This window comes from Mycoplasma sp. Pen4, assembly GCF_014352955.1.
Lineage (GTDB): Bacteria > Bacillota_I > Bacilli_A > Mycoplasmatales > Metamycoplasmataceae > Mycoplasmopsis.
The window spans coordinates 880,890-901,484 of sequence record NZ_CP060691.1 but is presented as its reverse complement, the minus strand read 5'-3'; the positions used below and the strand labels follow the sequence as shown (position 1 = coordinate 901,484).

The following is a 20,595-nucleotide window of genomic DNA, read 5'->3' as shown; positions in this document are numbered from 1 at the left end:
TTGTTAATAAAATTTTTAACAAATAACAAGTAATTCACAAGAAAAACACAAAGTTATTCACAACTTATAAGACTATATATTAGTTAAAAACACACTTATTAACAATTAAAATACAATGTTTTATAAAATTGTGAATAACTTGTAGTTTTCCACAACAATAACCTTGTGAATAAAATTGTGAATAACTCTTAAAATAAGGTTAAAAAAGGTTTGATCTTATTCACATGTTTTAAGGTGATACAAAATTTAAAAATCTTTATAATATAAAATATATGAACACACAACAGTTAAAAGGTAAATTCGTCAAATTAATAAAAGGCAGTAGAGAAGATGGTTGAGGCTTCTTCTTATTTCGTGTAGACCAGCAAAATGGTACTATGGCAATTTATTGTAAAGGTAATGTTCCTGAATTATTTCAAGATTATGAAATTGAAGTTCAAGAAAGTGGTAGATATAAAAATAATTACCTTTTAGTTTCGTTAAAACCAATAATAATTGAAAAAAAAGTGGATTGAGCAACATATTTTGCAAAAAACATCCCACATGTTGGTGTTTTATCCGGTAAAAAAATCGCTGATGCTTTTGGAAAAGATGTTTTTCAACTGATTCGTGATGAATCTAATAAAGATAAATTAACTAGTGTAATGACTGAACTTCAATATAAAGCTTTTATTGCGTTTTATAATGAAAATAAAACAACCGTTGACAATATTACAGGTGGTTCAAATGAAAAACAAAATAATTTAACTTGATTTTATGCTAATAATATGTCATTGTTGTTAGATAAATTAGAAAAAAAACACAATACCAAAGATATTGATTTTGTTAATTATTATAAAAGTAATGACCCTTATGAATTGTATGTTGTAAATAAGATTGTTGAATTAGATGAGATTGATAAATTTGCTTTAGAAATTGGTTGAGATACCAATTCTATAAGCAGATTTAAAGCTTATTTAGAATTTGCTTTTGAAGATTTAGAAAATAATAATTCAACAATTATTCTTAGAAAACAAATAATTGATGTTGTTAAAGGTTATTTTGACATTGATTTAATTAAAATGGAAGAATATATTGATTTTTTAATCAAAGAAAAATTTTTAATTCAAAACATTGATGATATTAATAATAAATATCTTTCACGAATGTCAACTTACAAAAAAGAACATTACATTGCAAGTAGACTAAATGCTATTCAAAATAAAGTTTCATCATTAGTTTTAACGAGTGAAAAAGAAAAGAATTTAGAACCTTTATCAAAAGAGCAAAGAAAAGCATATGATGATTTTTTAACATCAAATATCTCTTTAATAATCGGTGGTCCTGGAACTGGTAAAACTTTCTTAATTCAACACATTTATAAGACTTTAAAATTAAATGATTTAAAATCTGAAGTTGATTTTGCGATTTTAGCACCAACAGGACGTGCTGCAACAAACGTTACAACAAAAATCAAACATAGAGTTAGAACAATTCACAGTTTTTTACAAATTTCTAAAACAACTGGTCAAGTTTCAGCAGAACGTATGGAAGATTTAAAAGACATTAAAGCTTTAGTTGTTGATGAATTTTCTATGGTTGACGTTAATATTTTTGAAAAACTTTTATTATGTTGCCCACAACTTGAAAAGTTAATTATTATTGGTGATAGTAAGCAATTACCTGCAATTGGTCCTGGTGATTTACTTAACGAAATTGCATTATCAGATAATTTTCCAGTCAATAGATTAGAGACATTCTATCGTAGTGAATCAGAAACTATTTACAATCACTTTAAAAACATAAGTGAAATGCAAATACCAGTTTTTAAACCTGGTGAAGTTGATCATAAAATATATAATAATGAAACACTCAATAATGAAATTTCAGATTTATACAAAACCACAAGTTCATTACATGGTTTAGATGACATTATACTCCTTGCACCAACATATAAAGGCGAAAATGGTTTAATAACTTTAAACAATTTAATTCAACAAAAAATCAACCCAAAAGGTAAAAAAGTCTATGCACAAAAAAGATTTGGTGTCGATGTTGAATATAGAATTGGTGATAAAGTTATGCAACTTGAAAATAGACTTAATGATGACATCTGTAATGGTGATATTGGATATATTTCAGATGCTACATTTGATGCTTCGAATAAGGAACAAGCTAAAAATATAATTGTCACATTCAAACGTGGTGAAGATTGACAAAAGAGCATTACTTATGACCGAAGTGAGTTTATGAAAGAAATTACTCTTTCATATGGAACTACAGTGCACAAATTCCAAGGAAGTGAAATTCCTGTAGTAATCTTTTTAGTACATCCTAAACACCAAATTATGCTATATAAAAAACTTTTATATACTGCAACATCTCGTGCTATTAAAAATCTTATTATTGTAAGTCCTGAGGGGACAAATTATTCATACATCACAATGCAAAGTGGCGTTTTTGAAAAAGAAATTTTAACTAATTTCAAAAGTTTAATAAAGTGAGGTTAATATGAAATTAATTGTCGGATTAGGAAATCCAGGAAATGAATATACATATACAAGACATAATGCCGGTTTTTTAGTTATTGATAAAATTTGTAAGAAACTAGGTGTTGAATTAAATAAAAACAAATTCAATGGTTCATATGTTAAAGTTGACGATTTAATTATTGCTAAACCAATGACATATATGAATAATTCAGGTGAATTTGTTCAAGCTCTTGCGCAATTTTTCAAAATTTTACCTGATGATATCATGGTGATTCACGACGAAAAAGACTTTCCTCTAGGCAAAAGCGCTATCAAAATTGGCGGAAGTGGTGGTAGTCACAATGGTGTAATTAGCATTATCAAACACTTATCAAATCAAGATTTTAAAAGAATGAAAATTGGAATTGATGTACCACATCAAGGTCAATTACGTGATTTTGTTTTAGGTAGATTTAAATCAGAAGAAATGGTTATTTTAGAACCTGTTTTAGATAATGCGGCTAATGCCGCAATCTCTTTTGCGTTCAATGATATTCAAACAATTATGAATAAGTTTAATAGAAAGAATTAAGATGAAATATTTAATTGCTGTTAGTGGGGGTCCCGACAGCATGTTTTTATTAAATAAATACAAAAATAAAAACATTGTAGTTTGTCATGTTAATTATAATCAGAGATACGATAGTCATACTGATCAAAAAATAGTTGAAGAATTTTGTAATAAACATAATATCCCTTTATTCATACTTAATTTAGACAAAAATGACTATGTGCAAGGTAATTTCCAAAATTGAGCTCGTATAAAACGTTATGATTTTTTCGAAAAAATATACAAACAAGAAAGATGTAATACTCTATTAATTGCTCATCAAAAAGATGACTTTATTGAAACAGTTTTAATGCAAAAAGAATCAAAAAGAAAACCATTGTACTTAGGAATTGCTAAAAATAACACTTTAAATCAAATGAATATCAAACGACCACTTTTATTCAAATATTTCAAAAATACAATAATTAAGAAATGCAGAAAAAACAACATTCCATTTCATATTGATTACACAAATAATCAAGATAAATATCAAAGAAATATCATTAGACATAATTTAGAAAAGAATAGTAATTTCATACAAAAAAACTTAATTATCTGAAAGTATAGAATTTTGAATATTTTTTCACAGTTTAAAATTCAAAAAATTAAAAAAGAATACAAAAAATGACGAAAAAGTAATTTTTCACAAGATTTATTTAAAGCTCTAAAAAATAAAGAAAATTTGATTTTTCATTTTATAAACGTGAATTTTAATGACGTAAAATTAAGTAAAAATAAGATAAATTCCATAATTGATTTCATACTTTCACACCAACGTACAAGCGTTTTTAAGTTAAATGATAACTCAGAATTGCATAAGAAAAAAGGGCTCTTGATAATTAAGTCAAAAATTTAATATAATTTTAATATTATTTAAATAATAGAAAGGAACACATGAATCCAAAAAGACGAAGAACAGCGTCCGTATTGACAATTTTATTAATTGTTGCGATTGTTGGTTTAATTTTCTATCTAATTTTAGGTAGAGGTGCACAACCAAATATTTGGTCAACTACAACTTTTGAAGAAAAATTACAATTAGCGGCCGCAAGTTCAACAGACAAGATTTATTTCAGTGCGATTGAAATTAATCCATTCACAAATATCACTACTGTTTCTTTTGTAGATGGTGACAAAACTACTCAACATATAGTGTATGGAAGTTCAAAATATTTTACTGAAGTAATTAATAATTTTTCAACGTTATCAACTGAGGCAACAAAAGGAGCTGTGGGTGATAATGTATTAGGACTTTATACTACACCTACACCTACACCTGGTTTCTTCTCACAATATATACTTCCATTCTTACCAACATTGTTATTCTTATTATTGCTTTACTGATTATATAGAGCACAAATGAAAGCAATGGGTGGCCAAGGAACAGGTATGTTTGGAGATAAAAGCCCTGCACAAATCATTAAATCTGATAAAAAATTCTCAGATGTAGCAGGTAATAAAGAACCAATTGAAGAAATTAGTGAAATAGTAGACTACTTAAAAAATCCTAAAAAATATGAAATCTCAGGTGCTAGAATGCCTCGTGGTATTTTATTAGGAGGCCCTCCTGGTACCGGGAAAACACTTTTAGCAAAAGCTACAGCAGGAGAAGCCGATGTACCTTTCTTCTTTGTATCTGCATCTAACTTTGTTGAGTTATTTGTTGGTATGGGAGCTAAAAGGGTAAGACAAGTTATTACAGAAGCAAGAAAAAATGCTCCAGCCATTGTGTTTATCGATGAGTTAGATGCAATTGGTAGAACACGTGGAAGTGGTATTGGTGGTGGTCACGATGAACGTGAACAAACACTTAACCAACTTTTAGTAGAAATGGATGGAATTAAAGAAAATTCAGGTCTTTTATTTATCGCTGCTACAAACCGTACAGATGTACTTGATCCAGCGTTAACAAGACCAGGACGTTTTGATAGAATCATCACAGTTGGATTACCAGATGTAAAAGAACGTGAAGAAATTTTAAAACTACACGCAAAGGGTAAACGTTTCTCACCAAAAGTTTCTTTTGACAATGTTGCTAAAAGAACACCTGGTTTTTCAGGAGCTCAATTAGAAAATGTTATTAATGAATCAGTGTTACTTTCTATTAGAGAAAATACACAAGTTATTTCATTAGAACAAATTGACGAAGCAATCGATCGTGTAATGGCAGGACCAGCTAAAAAATCAAGAACAATTACTCAAGAAGAATTAACTTTAGTTGCATACCATGAAGCAGGTCACGCGGTTGTTGGACTTAAAGTTCCTGGTGGAAACAAAGTTCAAAAAATTACAATTATCCCACGTGGTCAAGCTGGTGGTTATAATTTAATGATGCCTGAAAATGAAAAATACAACTATACCAAAGAAGACTTATTAGCTTCAATAGCAAGTTTTATGGGTGGTAGAGCAGCTGAAGAATTAATTTATGGTGAAGCGAAAATTACAACAGGTGCTGCTGATGATATTTCTAAAGCAACCACTATTGCTCGTAGAATGGTAACTGAATTTGGTATGAGTGACCTTGGTCCAATTAAATATCAAGAAGAAGAAGGTTCACCATTCTTAGGTAAAACACTTGCAACAAGTTCATCTATTTCAAATCAAATTAGTCATGAAATTGATTTAGAAGTTAGAAAAATAATTACAAACGCTAAGAAACTAGCAACAAAAATTATTAGTAAAAATACAGAGTTATTAGAACTTATTAAAACATTACTCTTAGAAAAAGAAACGATCGTTGCAGAGGAAATTGAATACATTGCAACACACTTACAATTACCACCTAAGAAAATCGAAAATGATGTTGAAAATTCTAAACCAATGAACATAGATGAATTAATTAAAATTACTTCAAATGATGAAAATACACATACTGAAGAAGTTGAAAAAGATGAAAATTTAGATTCAAAATAATTTCAAAATGAAGCACTAGAAAATAGTGCTTTTTTCTATAAAAAAGCCGTAAAAATTCAAAATATTTTTCAAAATGAGATTCAATGTGGAATAAATTACTTCTTAAAATTACTGTTTTTATAACAAAAAACAAACTTTTATATCTAATTTATAGAGAAAAAAGACGTTTTTTGCTAAATATTACAGTTTTATCTCACTTTTTGGCGCAGACTTTTCAACAACCTAAAAAAATATATAATTAAATATATTATTTAATTATGACCAAAAGGTCCAAGGAGAACTATGTGAAAACTGTTTAAAGAAGTTTTTCGATCTCTATTCAAGAATAAAGCAACAGTAATCGGTTTAACGGTATTGGTGTTTTTAACTGCGGGGATTTTTACTATACTTCATGACACAGCGAAAGCTATGAAGCAACAGTACGAAAAAATTAAAAATGTCTCAAAATCACATGATATAACAGTAGACTTAAACTTGCCAACTAATGGAAAGGCATATAATGATGGATACTACATTAATGGTTTAGTGTTAGCATCTGCTTTTCCAAAAGGATATGATAAAGGTATCAAGTACATTGGTGATGATTATCAAAAAACTTCAAATATTATTGATATCAAATCAATCAAAGAAAGTTTTATACCATTATCAAGTTTTACAAATCACGCAGGAGATGATACAAAATTCATTGCTGTTCAAGATTTTAAAACTTTCTATGATTGATACGATTCAAGTAATAGAGATGCAAGTTTATTCTCATTAAATTACCCACAAAATAATGACGACACATCAAGAAACTTTAGTTTAACTATGAACAGAGATTATTGATTCGATGTTTATACAAGAGCTAAAGACGGTAATGATTTTGTTCGTTCTGAGGTTAAATCTGAGTTACATACTGGCGATATATTTACATTAGATAAACAGTATCTTGTTAGAGATATTGCTTATTTAACTAATACTTCTGACAATAAAATAATACTTTCACAATTATCAACATTGTTCATTAACCAAAATACTAAAGAAGCAACATTTGACTTGTTTAAAGGTAAAGAATGAAAAGATAATAATGATTCAGTTAGAACAATTTTACCTTCTGAATTAGCAAAACTTCTTGGTTTTTCACCTTATGGTAAAGATAAATATATTTACATTGAAGATAGCAACATTGAACCACATTTAGTTACATCTAAACCCAACTCAAACATTAAAGCATTCTACAAACAACCACTTGTAAATCAAATTGATTATTCATGACTTTATTACACAGAATCTACAACTGAAATTAAAAATAGCATTAAGATAAAATTTTCAAAAGGTCAATCTTACAATGTTCCAGTTGCATGAGCGGCACGTCAAGATGTTTACACAGTTTATGAACGTAAAGTTTATACAACAACATATGATGCTAAAAACAAAAATTCATGAGAAGGAAATTATCGTGCTTTTATTGAAACACTTGAAGAAAGCAAAGATAACGATCCACAAGCAAAGAAATTATTAAATGATATTTCTAAATTCTCATATTGATACAAAAATATCTATACAGAAAATAGAAAATTCAATCTAGATACAACTCTTCTAAATGATGAAGCAATAAGAATTAGCGAAATTAATCCAGCATTCACTCCATCAGAACTAGAAACAACGAGAGTTAAATTAGCTCCAAATGAAATCCAAGTTGGTTTCAAAGAGCGTGATCAAGAAGTTAAAAAGTCAATTATTAAAGACTTTGAAACTATTAAATTACTTGTTAAAAACTATTTACTTCAAAAACAAAATGTAGAATTACAAGATATTTACGATCAATATAAAGACACAAATTTAACTACAGCACAAACAATCAATGACTTAAACACAGTGCTTAATGATATTGTTTCAAAAGTAGAAGCAGTTCCTAATATTCCAGAAGGAACATTCCATATTGATAAAGTTGAGGTTAGTGATCGTTTAGCAATTCCAAATTATGAAGACTTTAAAACAAATGCTAATAATGATCCAATGACAATTACTGCAATTGAAAAAATTGAAGGTAATTTATCAAATATTCAATTTAAACAATTAACAAACAAAAACATTCGCGAAGATATGTTTAGTATCATTAAAGAAGGTGCTTTAACAATTATTAAAAAGAAAATTTACGAAAAAATCAAAAAAGATGTTGGTGCTGAAAATATCGGTATCAAAGAATCTATGGTTATTGACGTTTTCGATCAAAAAACTAAAGAAAAAAGTGTATTCCACTTCATTGATTTAGGTGATGATAAAGGAAGTATCCTAGGTATTCCAAACAACATCAATAAATTAGTTAAAGAAACTTTAAATGTAGATGAAAACAAAATAATTAACTATTCAGGAAATATTAACCATTTCTTTAAAACAAAACAAATTAACCCATTTGTTTCAAAAATCATTTTAGATCAATCTACACGTAACGTTATCCCTGATAAAAATTACATTAAACCTGATTTCGTTTACCAAGATGTAAGATTTAAAAATAGATTAACAAACACATTAAATGTTTATAGTTCTAAAAAGATCTATAAATTAGCACATTATGTCACAAACGATATGTCTGATGTTGCTAATAAAATTCCTGCGTCAGAATTTAATAAATTTGCAAACCTTGGAGTTACAACTTTACGTTCAGGAGAACAAAACTTAATTCTTTTAGAACCTATTTACAACTCAAATGGTCAAATTGAAGCATGAGAGAATGTTTCATTAAATGAAAAAGTTGTTTCAGATAAAAATATTGAAAACAATGATGTAGCTAAAAAACTTAAAAACGGAATTATCAGCGTGGATGATTTCTATACATTCATGATTGATAATAATTTAACTTTAAAAACAACTTTAAATCCTAATGGTTGAGTTGAAAAATCATCAGAGTTTGAAAACGTTGTTTATGTGCCTTTCGGGTATAGTGCTCCATTAACAGATGTTTTAAATGAAGCTATTAACCAAGGAACACTTAAAAAAGTTATTGAAAATATGGAAAAGAATTTCCTTGACTCAGATTTAGTTAAAGAAGGGTTTATTACAAAAGATCAAGTTTTAGCGCTTACACATGGTGCTGACTACGGATTTACACAAAACAATTTTGCTAAAATCTTTTCGTCAGGAAGTATTAACTTCAATATTCTTCCAAAAATTATCTTAGATGCTTTATATGATATTACACACAATGCGCAAGGTGATTATTTAAGTAAAATATTTGTAACTTTCTTTACAAATATTAAAAATAAAATTAGTGTCCATGCTACTCTTGAGGCACAAAGAGAATATATTGCAGCTCAAATTGACAAATTATTCAATGTGTTAGAGTTATTTGACACAATGATTCCAAGAGATGTATTTGTTCCTCTTAAGTTAGTTAAATATGTTAAGAATCCAATTACATTTATTGATTCAATTATTGGTTTAATTAATTCAATTGACTTTGTTAAATTCACAGAATTCGGACAAGAATACTTCAAGAACGCTGCAGATCAATATGAAGAAGTAACAGAAACCACAGCGGATGGTAAAACAATTACTAAAAAATACAAGAGAAACCTATCGGTTTATGAAATGTTAATTTGATTCTTACAATCAATTAATCAAGATACATTAAAAAAATCACTTTATGAAATTATCGATAATGTAAACATTAACTACTTATTTGATTTCGAATCAGAAGATAGTCCATTATTCAATACATATAAAAACTTAGCGAAAGTTGTTAAAACAATTATTAAACAAATTAATGCATACCCTAACAACTCATCATTAAGCTACAAAAACCTTTTAGATGGACTTAAAAAATTAATTCAATCATTTGACATTAATTTATTTACAGAAGCTTTAAAATCAAAAATTCAAATTAAAAAATTCAAAGAAGAAAGAGAAATTTGAGACAGCACACTTGGAAAACAAGTTGTAGATCAATTATCACTTTCATCGTCATTATCTAATGCTGATTTTGTTTATGCAGCATTAAAAGCTTTATTTACACTACCTGGATCAAACAAAAGTATTAAACAAATTATTATTGATATGTTTAATATCTCAGATAAAGGTAAAACAATTAAAATTAATGATGACTTATACATCACAATTCCATTACCAGATAAAGATAAATTAGGTATTGTTGAGTTACTTGATGTAAACGGAGAAGGTTCACCATTTTTCAAATCAGCACTTCAAATGGAAAAAATTTATGAAACTGTTTTAATGCTAGTTGATAAATTTGATACAGTTGAAAATTACAAAATTGATTATGAATCTACTGATTACACATCAAATGTAAGAAAAACACTTACTTTCTTACTTGGGCTTAATGATAAAAAACAATATGCAACAAAAGATGAAGCATATCAAACACTTAAAGAATGAAAAACAATCTTTGAATTATTAAAACGTAATAATGCAAAAGCAGATTTATCAGATAACTTATCATTATCAGATTTAACTGATTTCTATATTCAATATAAATCAGCTGACTCAAACCCATATTGAGATGCACTTAACTTATTACTTAATAATTTCATTACACAAGAGCCAAAATCAATTTTTGAAAGAGTTGGACAATCATATGGACTTTACAATGTTTGATTAGGAATTTTCAATTCAAACATTAATGCAACAATTGAAGAGCGTAAAGCCTTTGCAAATGGTTTATTAGATATTATTAACAAACCAGAAAATATTGCTTCATTTAATGATTTAGAATTATTCCAACCATCAGCAAAAAATATTGTTTCATACGAAAAAACCAAATTTGGAATTTCTCGTTCACTTGCAAATCCACTTGCAATGCGTGAATTATTCTTTGCTAAAGACGCAAACGGAAATTACTTAAACCAAGACTTAAACAATTTAGTAAATACATATGCACAATTTAAAGAATATCTTAAAGAAAATGAAGTTTCATTAACACAAGCATTTGCTTTAATTGCTGCTTCAGAAATGTATTCAAACTTTAATGTCTTAAAAGATGGAGTAAAAGAAAAAGGTACTACATACCAAGGGTACACATTAAAATACAATAACTTAGACTCAACTGTTTTATCTATTATGATTAATAACATTTTCGCAAATGAAGCGATAATCAAACATTATCCAAAATTTGCAAAAATGCTTAAAACATTATTCTCATACCCTGATTTAACAACACTTCAAATTCCATCTACTCCTTTATTCTACTATCCAACAATTTTATTAAGAGCACCACAATTAGCAATTTGATTATTAACAGATACAAATAATCTTGGTTCTTCACCAGAAGATACACCAAACTCTGCTAACTTAGCTTACTTACTTACAAATAAAGTAATTAACTTTGAAGCATTACTTGCAAAAGGTGATGATGCAGTTTATGAATTTATAAACTCAATCTTAACTGTTTCAAATAATGTTCCTACAATCGAAAAAGACGTAGTTGTTACAATTGCAATTGACTTCGATTACTTCACAACATTACATGAAAAAACACTTGCAGATAGAGAAACATATTCACCATTTGGAATGAATATTGTAGATATTCTTCTTAGAGGTATCGCAACAACATCAGGTTTAAATAAACTTACAAGCGTACTTCGTTTTGATCAAATTGGTTCATATGTTGTAAAAGCAAACTATGCTTGATTAGAAAGAAACAAAAAGAAAATTTGAAAAGGATCAATTCCGACAACACCTAGTGACATGTTACAATTGATCAAAAACCTTCCAGATGAATATAAAGTAAATGTTAATGGTTCAGAATTCATCATTATTGGTGATGATTTAACATATGACAACATTTATCCAATCATTGATGAAGCAAACTTACAATTAAATCCTAAAAACCAAGCTGTTCTTTATGTAAATAACCAAGGATTTGATAGAGTAAGACAAGCTTACCGTGGAAACTTAGTAAAACAATACTTATTAGTTCACACACCAGAAGAATTCTTAAGTAAATATGTTCAAGATAAAAAAACACGTCTAAGATTTGATAGATCTGCTTCAAGAACAGAAAATCAACTTAATGTTGCAAACCCACTTGATGAGTACAAAAAAGACTTAGAAAACTTCATTCAAGACCAAACTAAAGACAAAAACGGATTACAAAGAGTATTCTTAGATACTGAAATTGATCCAATCAACCCAGAACGTGGAATTAGAATTAGTGCAATCAAAGGAATTATTAATGCCTTAGATTACACATCAAAAGTATTATTATCAATTCTTATCGCACTTGTTACAATTTCAATTATCTTTATCATCAAACGTTATATTTCAAACAAAAACAAGGTTATTGGTATCTTAGTGGCACAAGGATACACGCCATTCCAAATTGCTATGTCAATGACAGTGTTTGCGTTCTTTACGATCTTAACTGGTGATGTTTTAGGATACTTAACCGGATTCTTACTTCAAGGAAGTTCGATTAGGATTCTAGAAAACTACTGAACAATATCCATTGAAACACTAACGTTCTCGTGAACGTCCCTAATTATAAATATACTTTTACCGCTTGCAGCAATGTCTATTCTTATTATTGTGGTTTCACTTCACTCACTAAGATATAAATCAATTGATTTAATGAGTGGTATCACTGAAGTCGCAATTGGAGAAGTACATAATAAATACAAGAAATTATTCAAAAAATCAAATGTTAAAACTAAGTTCTCTGCATCATTAACATTTAACAGTGCATTTAAACTTACATCATTTGGTATTTCGGTTGTTCTAGCAAGTATTACAACCTTATTCGGGATAGCGACATTCGGAGTATTTGATGAAGCTATTCAAAAAACATATGAAAACCGTGACTATAAATATAAATTTGATCTTTATTCACCAACACGTGAAGGTGGTCCATTAAATCCATATTCACCTGATGATTTATCAAATAGTTTATATGTTCCAATTGGTCATGTATCTGAAGCAAATTCATATGCAGCAGATTACTTTAGACCTGGTATCTCAAACGAAATTAATGTAAATAATAAAAACGGAACAAACGTAGATGAATTCACTGGTCACATTGTTACACAGTTCTCAGTTAACGTTAAAGTTGAAACTGGGGTTGCAATTGACCCATTCACATACGTTTATAACTCACTTCCTGATTCACAAAAATCTAAGATTATTAAAATCCGTAATTCAGTTGGAAGATTATTAGAAAAAACTCAAGACTGAACAAGATGATATGTTGATGAAGATTATAAAAAACTTAATGATGGAAATGATAAGGATGTTCAAAGTGAAGATGCTAAAAACCGTTTTGCTAATACAACTCCCGAAGATAGACACTTATTAGTTGAAAATATCGATCTTGTTGAAATGGCAAAAAATCCAGAACACAAAGCATTCTTCCATTACACTCCTAACTATGAATCACCTGTAAACGGTAAATTCTCGTATGTTAGATGAGACGATAATAAAGGACAATATATTTCTGAAGCAATTACAACTAAAGCTCACCGTGATGAATACCGTGAGTTCCTTGTAAATGCATATAGAAAAGTTACATTAGATAATAAAGAAAAATTAGAAAAAGATCCAAAAGCTGAAATTCTTAATGATTACTTTATTTCATTTGGTGGATTATACTTACGTAAAGAATATGATGAAGTTTATACCTATGTAGAAGGTGGATTCGCAAAAGATCATAAATCAAATGTTGAACTTGATGCATCAATTTCAAATGACAATGCTGAAAATTCATCATCAAACAAAAAACCAAAACAAACAGAAGAAACTATTAAACTTTACGGTTATTTACCTGAAACAAAAGATATTAAAGTTATCTCAGCAGAAGGAATTGATTTATTAAAAGAAATCAATGATATTTACGCAAAACAAAACGATGATGATCCAATTCCGGTAATCATCAACCAAGTTGCAAAACGTAAATATGACTTCAAGATAGGTTCAGAATTTACAATTGATGTTAAAAACACAATTGATAGATATAAAAATAAAATTAATCAAAAATTAAATCATAATTTCGTAAAACCTAACACAATAGTCAAATTTAAAGTTGTTGGAGTTAACCCAACTTACATTAATAATGAGTTCATTATTCCTAAAAAAGCAGCAGATAAAATTACAGGACTTGATCAACTTAAATACAATCCAAATTACTTCGGTGGTCAACCATTTAATGGAATTTTATCTAAACACCCATTACCACAACAATTAATTAGTTCAACATCACTTTACTCATTAAGCGGTTACTACGGTTCAATTGATTCGTTTGCAACAAATGGAATTACACAGGAAAACATTAATGACTTATTTGATGGTATCTTTGGATCGCCAACAACTGTTGAAAATGGTTCAAATGGTGCATTAAGACTCATGGGTTACTCAGATTATGACATCGCCAAATTATTAAACGATAAATACAATGGTGATCCAAACAACGAAAATGATATTAAAAATAATTACAACGTGGCTCGTGTAGCCGCAACAAAACACATTGCTGATTTTGCAAATGTATATAACAATAAATTATTTGTTCCATCAGCATACACATTAGAATCAAAAGATATTGAAATCGGATTCACGCAAACAATTGCCAAAACAGTTCAAATTGTGGTTACATTAATTACAATTCTAAGTTTCATTGTTGCAATCGTGATCCTTATCATTATTTCTACAATTCTTATTAGCGAAAACGAAAAGAATATTGCTATTTGATCTATTCTTGGTTACACAGGAAAAGAAAAAGCAAAAATGTTCTTCTCAATATACTTACCATTCATTGTTTCTGCTATCTTAATAGCATTACCAATTGCATATGGTTTAATGGCTGTATTCGCTTCATTCTTAACAACGGCAGCCTCAATTGCTATTCCGTTATCATTAACTGCTACCGCAGTCTTTGGAACCTTTGGTGTAGTCTTTTGAGCATTTACGATGACAGCAATCTTGTCATGAAGAAGCATAAATAAAATTAAAGCAATTGACCTATTGAAAGGAAAATAATGTTACAAAATCAAGAAAACAAAAAAGATAATGATGACATTGTAAAAATGAAAGCATTAGACGTAAATTCTGATGATCAAAACGTAATCACTCAAGAAATAACTAATGAACAAGTTGTTTTAACTAAAAAATCAATTGATCAAAAAATTACTCGTAAGAATGTTTTTGAACTACTTGATAATGAAGGTGGTGCTAACGTATTACAAGTCGATCGTAAAATAGCTAAAAAACTTAAAAAAGCAGCAAGTAAAAAACGCCCACGTGATGCATTTGAAAAGCTTCAAAATGAAGAAAATGCCATTATCGAAGTTAAAGACGTTTCAAAATACTATTTATCAGGAAATACTGTTACACGTGTTCTTAAAAATGTTTCATTAAAAATTAATAAAGGTGAGTTTGTACTTATCTTTGGTAAATCCGGAGGTGGTAAAAGTACACTTTTAAACCTTATTTCAGGGCTTGATCGTTTATCTCGTGGTAATGTTATTGTTTGTGACAATAACCTTCCATATTTAAGTGATTTACAATTGACATTATTTAGACGTGATCACGTAAGTTTCATCTTCCAAAACTATAACTTACTTCAAAACTTAACTGGTTATGAAAATGTTGAAACTGGTTCATATTTACAAAAGAACAAAGAACTTAAATTAAACATTGACGATCTATTTAGTGAATTTGATATGGAAGATGTAAAAGAAAAATACCCTTCACAAATGTCAGGGGGACAACAACAACGTATTTCAATCCTTAGAGCTTTAGCTAAAAACGCAGAAATCATCTTTGCCGATGAACCTACCGGGGCACTTGACGAGAAAACATCAGAAATTGTTTTAAGTTATCTTTATAACATTAATAAAAAATATGGAACAACCATTGTCATGGTTACTCACAACCCATTAATAGAACCAATTGCAGATAAAACTGTTTATGTAAAACATGGTAGAATTGCTAAAATTAAACATAATAAAAAACCAATTCACCCTAAAGAATTAGAATGAAAAGAATAATTACAAAATGGTAGGCCTAAAAACCTATCATTTTTGTTTTGTTTTCTTGCTTATACATATAAAATTTAATAAATTTTAATGTATACTTTAATTACATTTTCTAAGGAGCATCAAATATGGAAAAATATACAGAACAAGAACAAATAAGACGTAATAAATTAGATTTTTACAAAGAAAATAACATTGAAGCTTTTGCAAAAGCAAATGATCTTAAAGAATTAAGTTATTCTGATGATATTGAAAATCAATACAAAGATTTTTCAAAAGAAGATTTAGAAGAAAATCCAAAACATGTTGCTATCACAGGTAGAATTCTTACAATGCGTGGACCATTCATTTTATTAAAAGATTACCACGGTAAAATTCAAGCTTACTTTAACAAAAAACAACACTCTGAAGAAGTTCAAAAATTAGTTGCATCACTTGATTTAGGTGATATTGTTTATGTTGAAGGAACTGTGATGAAAACTCACACAGGTGCTATTACAGTTAAAACAGAAACAATTAAGTTATTAACAAAAGCATTAAAACCGCTTCCAGATAAATATCATGGATTAGCAGATGTTGAAGAAAGATACCGTCACAGATATGTTGATTTAATCGTTAACGATGAATCGATGGATGTATTCTGAACAAGAACAAAAATTATCTCAGGTATCAGACGTTACTTTGATGACATGGGTTACATGGAAGTTGAAACTCCATTCTTACATGATTATTTATCAGGCGCATCAGCACGTCCATTTAAAACACACCACAATGCCTTAGATCAAGAATTTGTTTTACGTATTGCTACTGAAATTCCACTTAAAAAATTGCTTGTTGGTGGGGTTGATAGAGTTTATGAAATTGGACGTATTTTCAGAAACGAAGGAATTGATACAACACACAACCCAGAATTCACATCAATTGAGTTCTATGAAGCATACTCAAACTTAGAAGGTATGATGCAAAGAACTGAAACATTATTAAAAACTTTAGCCAAGTCACTTGGTAAAGAAAAAGTAATGAATAAAGGTGTTGAAATTGATTTAACAAAACCATTTAACCGTATTGATATGGTAGATGCTGTTTCAAATGCAACAGGTGTAAACTTTAGAGAAATTACTTTTGAAGAAGCTGTTGAAGTTGCTAAAAAACACGGTGTTAAAATTCAAAAATTCCACCAACTTGGTCACATAATTAATGAATTATTCGAAGAATTAATTGAAAAAACTTTAATTCAACCTACATTCGTTTATGGACACCCAATTGAAATTTCACCATTAACAGCAAAAATGGATGATTCTAGATTCACTGAGCGTGCTGAGTTATTTATCAATACTAAAGAATATGCAAACATGTATACAGAGCTTTCAGATCCAATTGATCAATTAGAACGTTTTGAAGAACAATTAAAAGAAAAGAACAATGGAAATGATGAAGCTAGTGATGTTGATTGAGACTTCGTTGAAGCTTTAGAATACGGAATGCCTCCTACAGGTGGTTGTGGAATTGGTATCGACCGTCTTACAATGCTTTTAACTGAAAAAGATTCAATTCGTGATGTTCTTTTATTTCCAACAATGAAACGTAAATAGTCTAATTTAAATTATTCAAATAATATAAAGAATCAGGACTCCTGATTTTTTATTTACTCAATAATTCATGTTTTCTAGAGTAGTGCAATTTCTGATATAAATGTGAAAATATGAAAATAAGCGAATTATATTGAAAAAAATATTCCCAAGCATGATCACAAAATACACAATATTAAAAATAAATATTTTAAATATTTGCAAATACTAAAACGCCTTAAAATAAGGTTTAAATGACTAAAAATCATTATTAAATTTATTTTTTCTGAATTTTTTATTTTTCAGTCTTACCATATTTTTAAAAAAATTTATTAGTATACTGCTAAAAATAAAACTATAATATAGGTAACTACCTTGAATTGGGGAAGTTGACACAGTTAGAACAAGAAAAACAAAATATAATATTTTACTTTCATTACTATACATAATTCGTTTCATAGGCATTGAGATGAATTATCATTTCTTGATCTCACTGTGTTTTTTTATTTTCCCGAACTAAAAAAGATATTTAGAACAACTTTGTAAATTAAAATAGGTAAATAACATTCAATAAGTATGCTTGCATATTCATTTAAAAAAATATATGAGTTTATACTACTCAACACAATACTAAATAAAATTTATATTATTAGTCACAATAAAGTTATGACTAGAATTAAAAAACAAAATAAAAATAAAGCAATCGATATTAAACAAAAGCAAAGAGAAGAAGATTATAACATCGCTTTAAACATACTTCTAGATGAGCTTCTTGGTGAAAATTCCACCAAGAAAGAACGTATGAATAAAATTGATGAGATTATTAAGAAAATAGAAAATTCAGTTAAATAAATACAAATCAAAATTGTAGTGAAATTAAAACGCAATGCTCGAACCATTCAAAGAGTTCTGAGTATTGCGTCCAAAACAAACAATAATAATCAAATTCAATTAAATATAATCACATTTTAAAACCACTAATTTTATGATCTTAAAAGTGACAAAATGCATGATATTCACCACTCGAAAAATTTTTTTATTTTTTCTTGACAATGTCTTTTTTGTGTTAAAATATTTGTAGCGATAATAGCGAAGGGGATCACCTGAATCCATTCCGAACTCAGTAGTTAAGCCCTTCAGTGCCGACGATAGCCGCATGGTGAAAATAGGGCATCGCTGTTTTTTTATACCTTTTTTATTAAAAACATCGTTTACTTAATTTTACTTACACAAAATTAAGTAAAAAATGTAATCACAGATTAATTCTGTGATTATTTTAATGAGTAGATTCAGGAAAAACTTTATAAAAAATATTTTCAATATCTTTTATAGTGTTAGCAGGTATTAAATCAGAACATTTTAAATCAACTTTGTAACCAGCACCTGTAGCTCGATTATTTGTACCATCTTTACCACGGAAATGAATATTTTGACTTATGTTAAGGAAATTTAATTCTCCTTTTTTAGACTCAACACCATTTTTATTTATATATGAAACATTAAATCTAAAACTAACTTTTGGTATTATAGTTAAATATATTTGATTAGGTGCAATGTCTAAAAATGCAACCGCGTCTCATTTATCACTATCTTTTATTCCTTCATGTTGAAATTTTTGATTAGTATCTAAAGTAGCTGTTTTTATTTCTATACGCTTATTATTTACTATTAAATCAAAATCACCATGAGCATTATTGATGTATTCAACATTCATATTTAATTCTTGAAAGACATCTCTTAAAAAATGCTCCCCAACGCGACCCCTTTGATCTATTGATAATAATTTCATTTCATAAAATAAATCATCTTTTTCTCAAATATTTTGAGATACTTCGGTTCTTATAAGATAAATTAAACGTTCTTTTATTGATGTAATCATTTTATTTTAACCTTTCTTCAATTGCGTTAATTATTAATTGAGTTCTTAGATTGTTTGCTCCATTTGTTGATTTGAATGATTTTTCTTCTCAATTTATTTTCTTTATAATTTCACATATTCGATTTTTGTTTTTTAGTATCAGAATTCCATATCCCCTATTATTAGGTAAGGAATAAAAACTATTTTCTAGTTTTACTTTTGAAAATGTTGTTGATGGTAAATAAAAATCACATTTATCTATCATTTTAACGTTTCGCTTTTGTGATGGTTTAAGACCGTCACTTAAAGCAAATATTCTAACATACTCACTTTTTTTGTTTTGAATATTAATTGGTTTGATTTTAGGATTGTAAATTTTGGTTCAAATTTGAAAAATAGCATTCACATTAACATCTTTTTTGTTTGGATAATAAAAATGTGTTGGAACTTTAAATTCAGCAACAAGAAACAAGTCTTTGTGTACTCTTAACATAGGAGAATCTTTACCATTGGAATTAAATAACGGGGGAAGTACAAAACAGATAAAATCAGAAAATTTTGCAGCATGATTTATAAATTTTAATGCAAGTTGTCCTCTCAAGCCAAAGGGTGGATTGTTTATGATGATGTTCTTTTTTGTTTTAGGTATAAAGTCAAAAAAATCCATTTTCGCAATATTTGTTGCTTTTGGATCTATATCCAACGCAATTTTATTTAAATGTTGTTTAGGGAATGAATTAAAGAAACTGCCATCACCCGCACATGGATCTATCAAGCAATATTCATTTATGTTTATTTTGTATTTATTTTTTATAAATAAAATACTTTTAGAAACTAAATCTTTGGCCGAATTTTTATTAGTGAAAAATTGATCATAAATTTTAAATTTTTCTTCTTCATTCACATCTAACTCATATTTGTAATTACATAGTTTGTTTAAATCATTAAAATATTGAGGTGGAACTTCTTTGTGTAAAATTCAACGTTTTATAGTACCGATGTGTATGTTTAAAAAAGCAGAAACTTTTTTAATATCAATGTTTTTATCTAAAAATTCTTTTTTAAATAATTTGTATATGTCTTTTTTGTTGTATTGAATTTTTTTCATCATTATCCTGCTTTATTTAAATATTCATTATTAATTGCTTGTTCAAATTGATGTTACTAAAAAAAAAAAAAAAGAAGCACTTTGTTCAAATGCGTCATATTACTAAAGGTAAAATTATGTTTTACTATTTTA

At 28.1% G+C, this 20,595-nt stretch carries 10 protein-coding genes and 1 rRNA gene; 9 read left to right on the top strand and 2 right to left on the bottom strand.

The genetic code is table 4. From position 1 onward, the window contains the following. The first annotated feature begins 272 nt into the window (after window positions 1-272). From H9M94_RS03595 to rrf, 9 genes are all read left to right on the top strand, one after another. Window positions 273-2,489 (top strand): ATP-dependent RecD-like DNA helicase, encoded by a 2,217-nt coding sequence (locus H9M94_RS03595; RefSeq protein WP_187469556.1) that lies wholly within the window; start codon window positions 273-275, stop codon window positions 2,487-2,489. Window position 2,490: 1 nt separating this feature from the next. Then, window positions 2,491-3,042, top strand: a complete 552-nt coding sequence (pth, locus tag H9M94_RS03590; RefSeq protein WP_187469555.1) for an aminoacyl-tRNA hydrolase — start codon at window positions 2,491-2,493, stop codon at window positions 3,040-3,042. Between the two features lies 1 nt (window position 3,043). Further along, window positions 3,044-3,916, top strand: a complete 873-nt coding sequence (gene tilS / locus H9M94_RS03585) for a tRNA lysidine(34) synthetase TilS (RefSeq protein ID WP_255483453.1) — start codon at window positions 3,044-3,046, stop codon at window positions 3,914-3,916. 38 nt (window positions 3,917-3,954) lie between these two features. Next, complete coding sequence (gene ftsH, locus H9M94_RS03580) at window positions 3,955-5,973, top strand: ATP-dependent zinc metalloprotease FtsH (RefSeq protein WP_187469554.1); 2,019 nt, start codon at window positions 3,955-3,957, stop codon at window positions 5,971-5,973. Between the two features lie 408 nt (window positions 5,974-6,381). Beyond that, entirely contained in the window at window positions 6,382-14,931 is an 8,550-nt protein-coding gene (locus H9M94_RS03575) for an ABC transporter permease (RefSeq protein ID WP_187469553.1), read from the top strand. Next, on the top strand, window positions 14,931-15,941 hold the full coding sequence (locus tag H9M94_RS03570) for an ABC transporter ATP-binding protein (protein WP_187469552.1): 1,011 nt from the start codon (window positions 14,931-14,933) through the stop codon (window positions 15,939-15,941). Before H9M94_RS03575 ends, H9M94_RS03570 begins: the two co-directional genes overlap by 1 nt. Before the next feature lie 116 nt (window positions 15,942-16,057). Further along, on the top strand, window positions 16,058-17,521 hold the full coding sequence (lysS, locus tag H9M94_RS03565) for a lysine--tRNA ligase (RefSeq protein WP_187469551.1): 1,464 nt from the start codon (window positions 16,058-16,060) through the stop codon (window positions 17,519-17,521). A 642-nt stretch (window positions 17,522-18,163) separates the two neighbouring features. Continuing rightward, window positions 18,164-18,349, top strand: a complete 186-nt coding sequence (locus H9M94_RS03560; RefSeq protein WP_187469550.1) for a hypothetical protein — start codon at window positions 18,164-18,166, stop codon at window positions 18,347-18,349. Window positions 18,350-18,573: 224 nt separating this feature from the next. After that, a 5S ribosomal RNA gene (gene rrf / locus H9M94_RS03555) occupies window positions 18,574-18,679 on the top strand. 94 nt (window positions 18,680-18,773) lie between these two features. Here the strand turns inward: rrf and H9M94_RS03550 are convergent. Both H9M94_RS03550 and H9M94_RS03545 read right to left on the bottom strand, forming a co-directional pair. Then, on the bottom strand, window positions 18,774-19,376 hold the full coding sequence (locus H9M94_RS03550) for a hypothetical protein (RefSeq protein ID WP_187469549.1): 603 nt from the start codon (window positions 19,374-19,376) through the stop codon (window positions 18,774-18,776). A 1-nt stretch (window position 19,377) separates the two neighbouring features. After that, the gene (locus H9M94_RS03545; protein WP_187469548.1) at window positions 19,378-20,466 is read right to left on the bottom strand and encodes a hypothetical protein; all 1,089 of its coding nucleotides are present in this window, start codon (window positions 20,464-20,466) and stop codon (window positions 19,378-19,380) included. Between the last annotated feature and the right edge of the window lie 129 nt (window positions 20,467-20,595).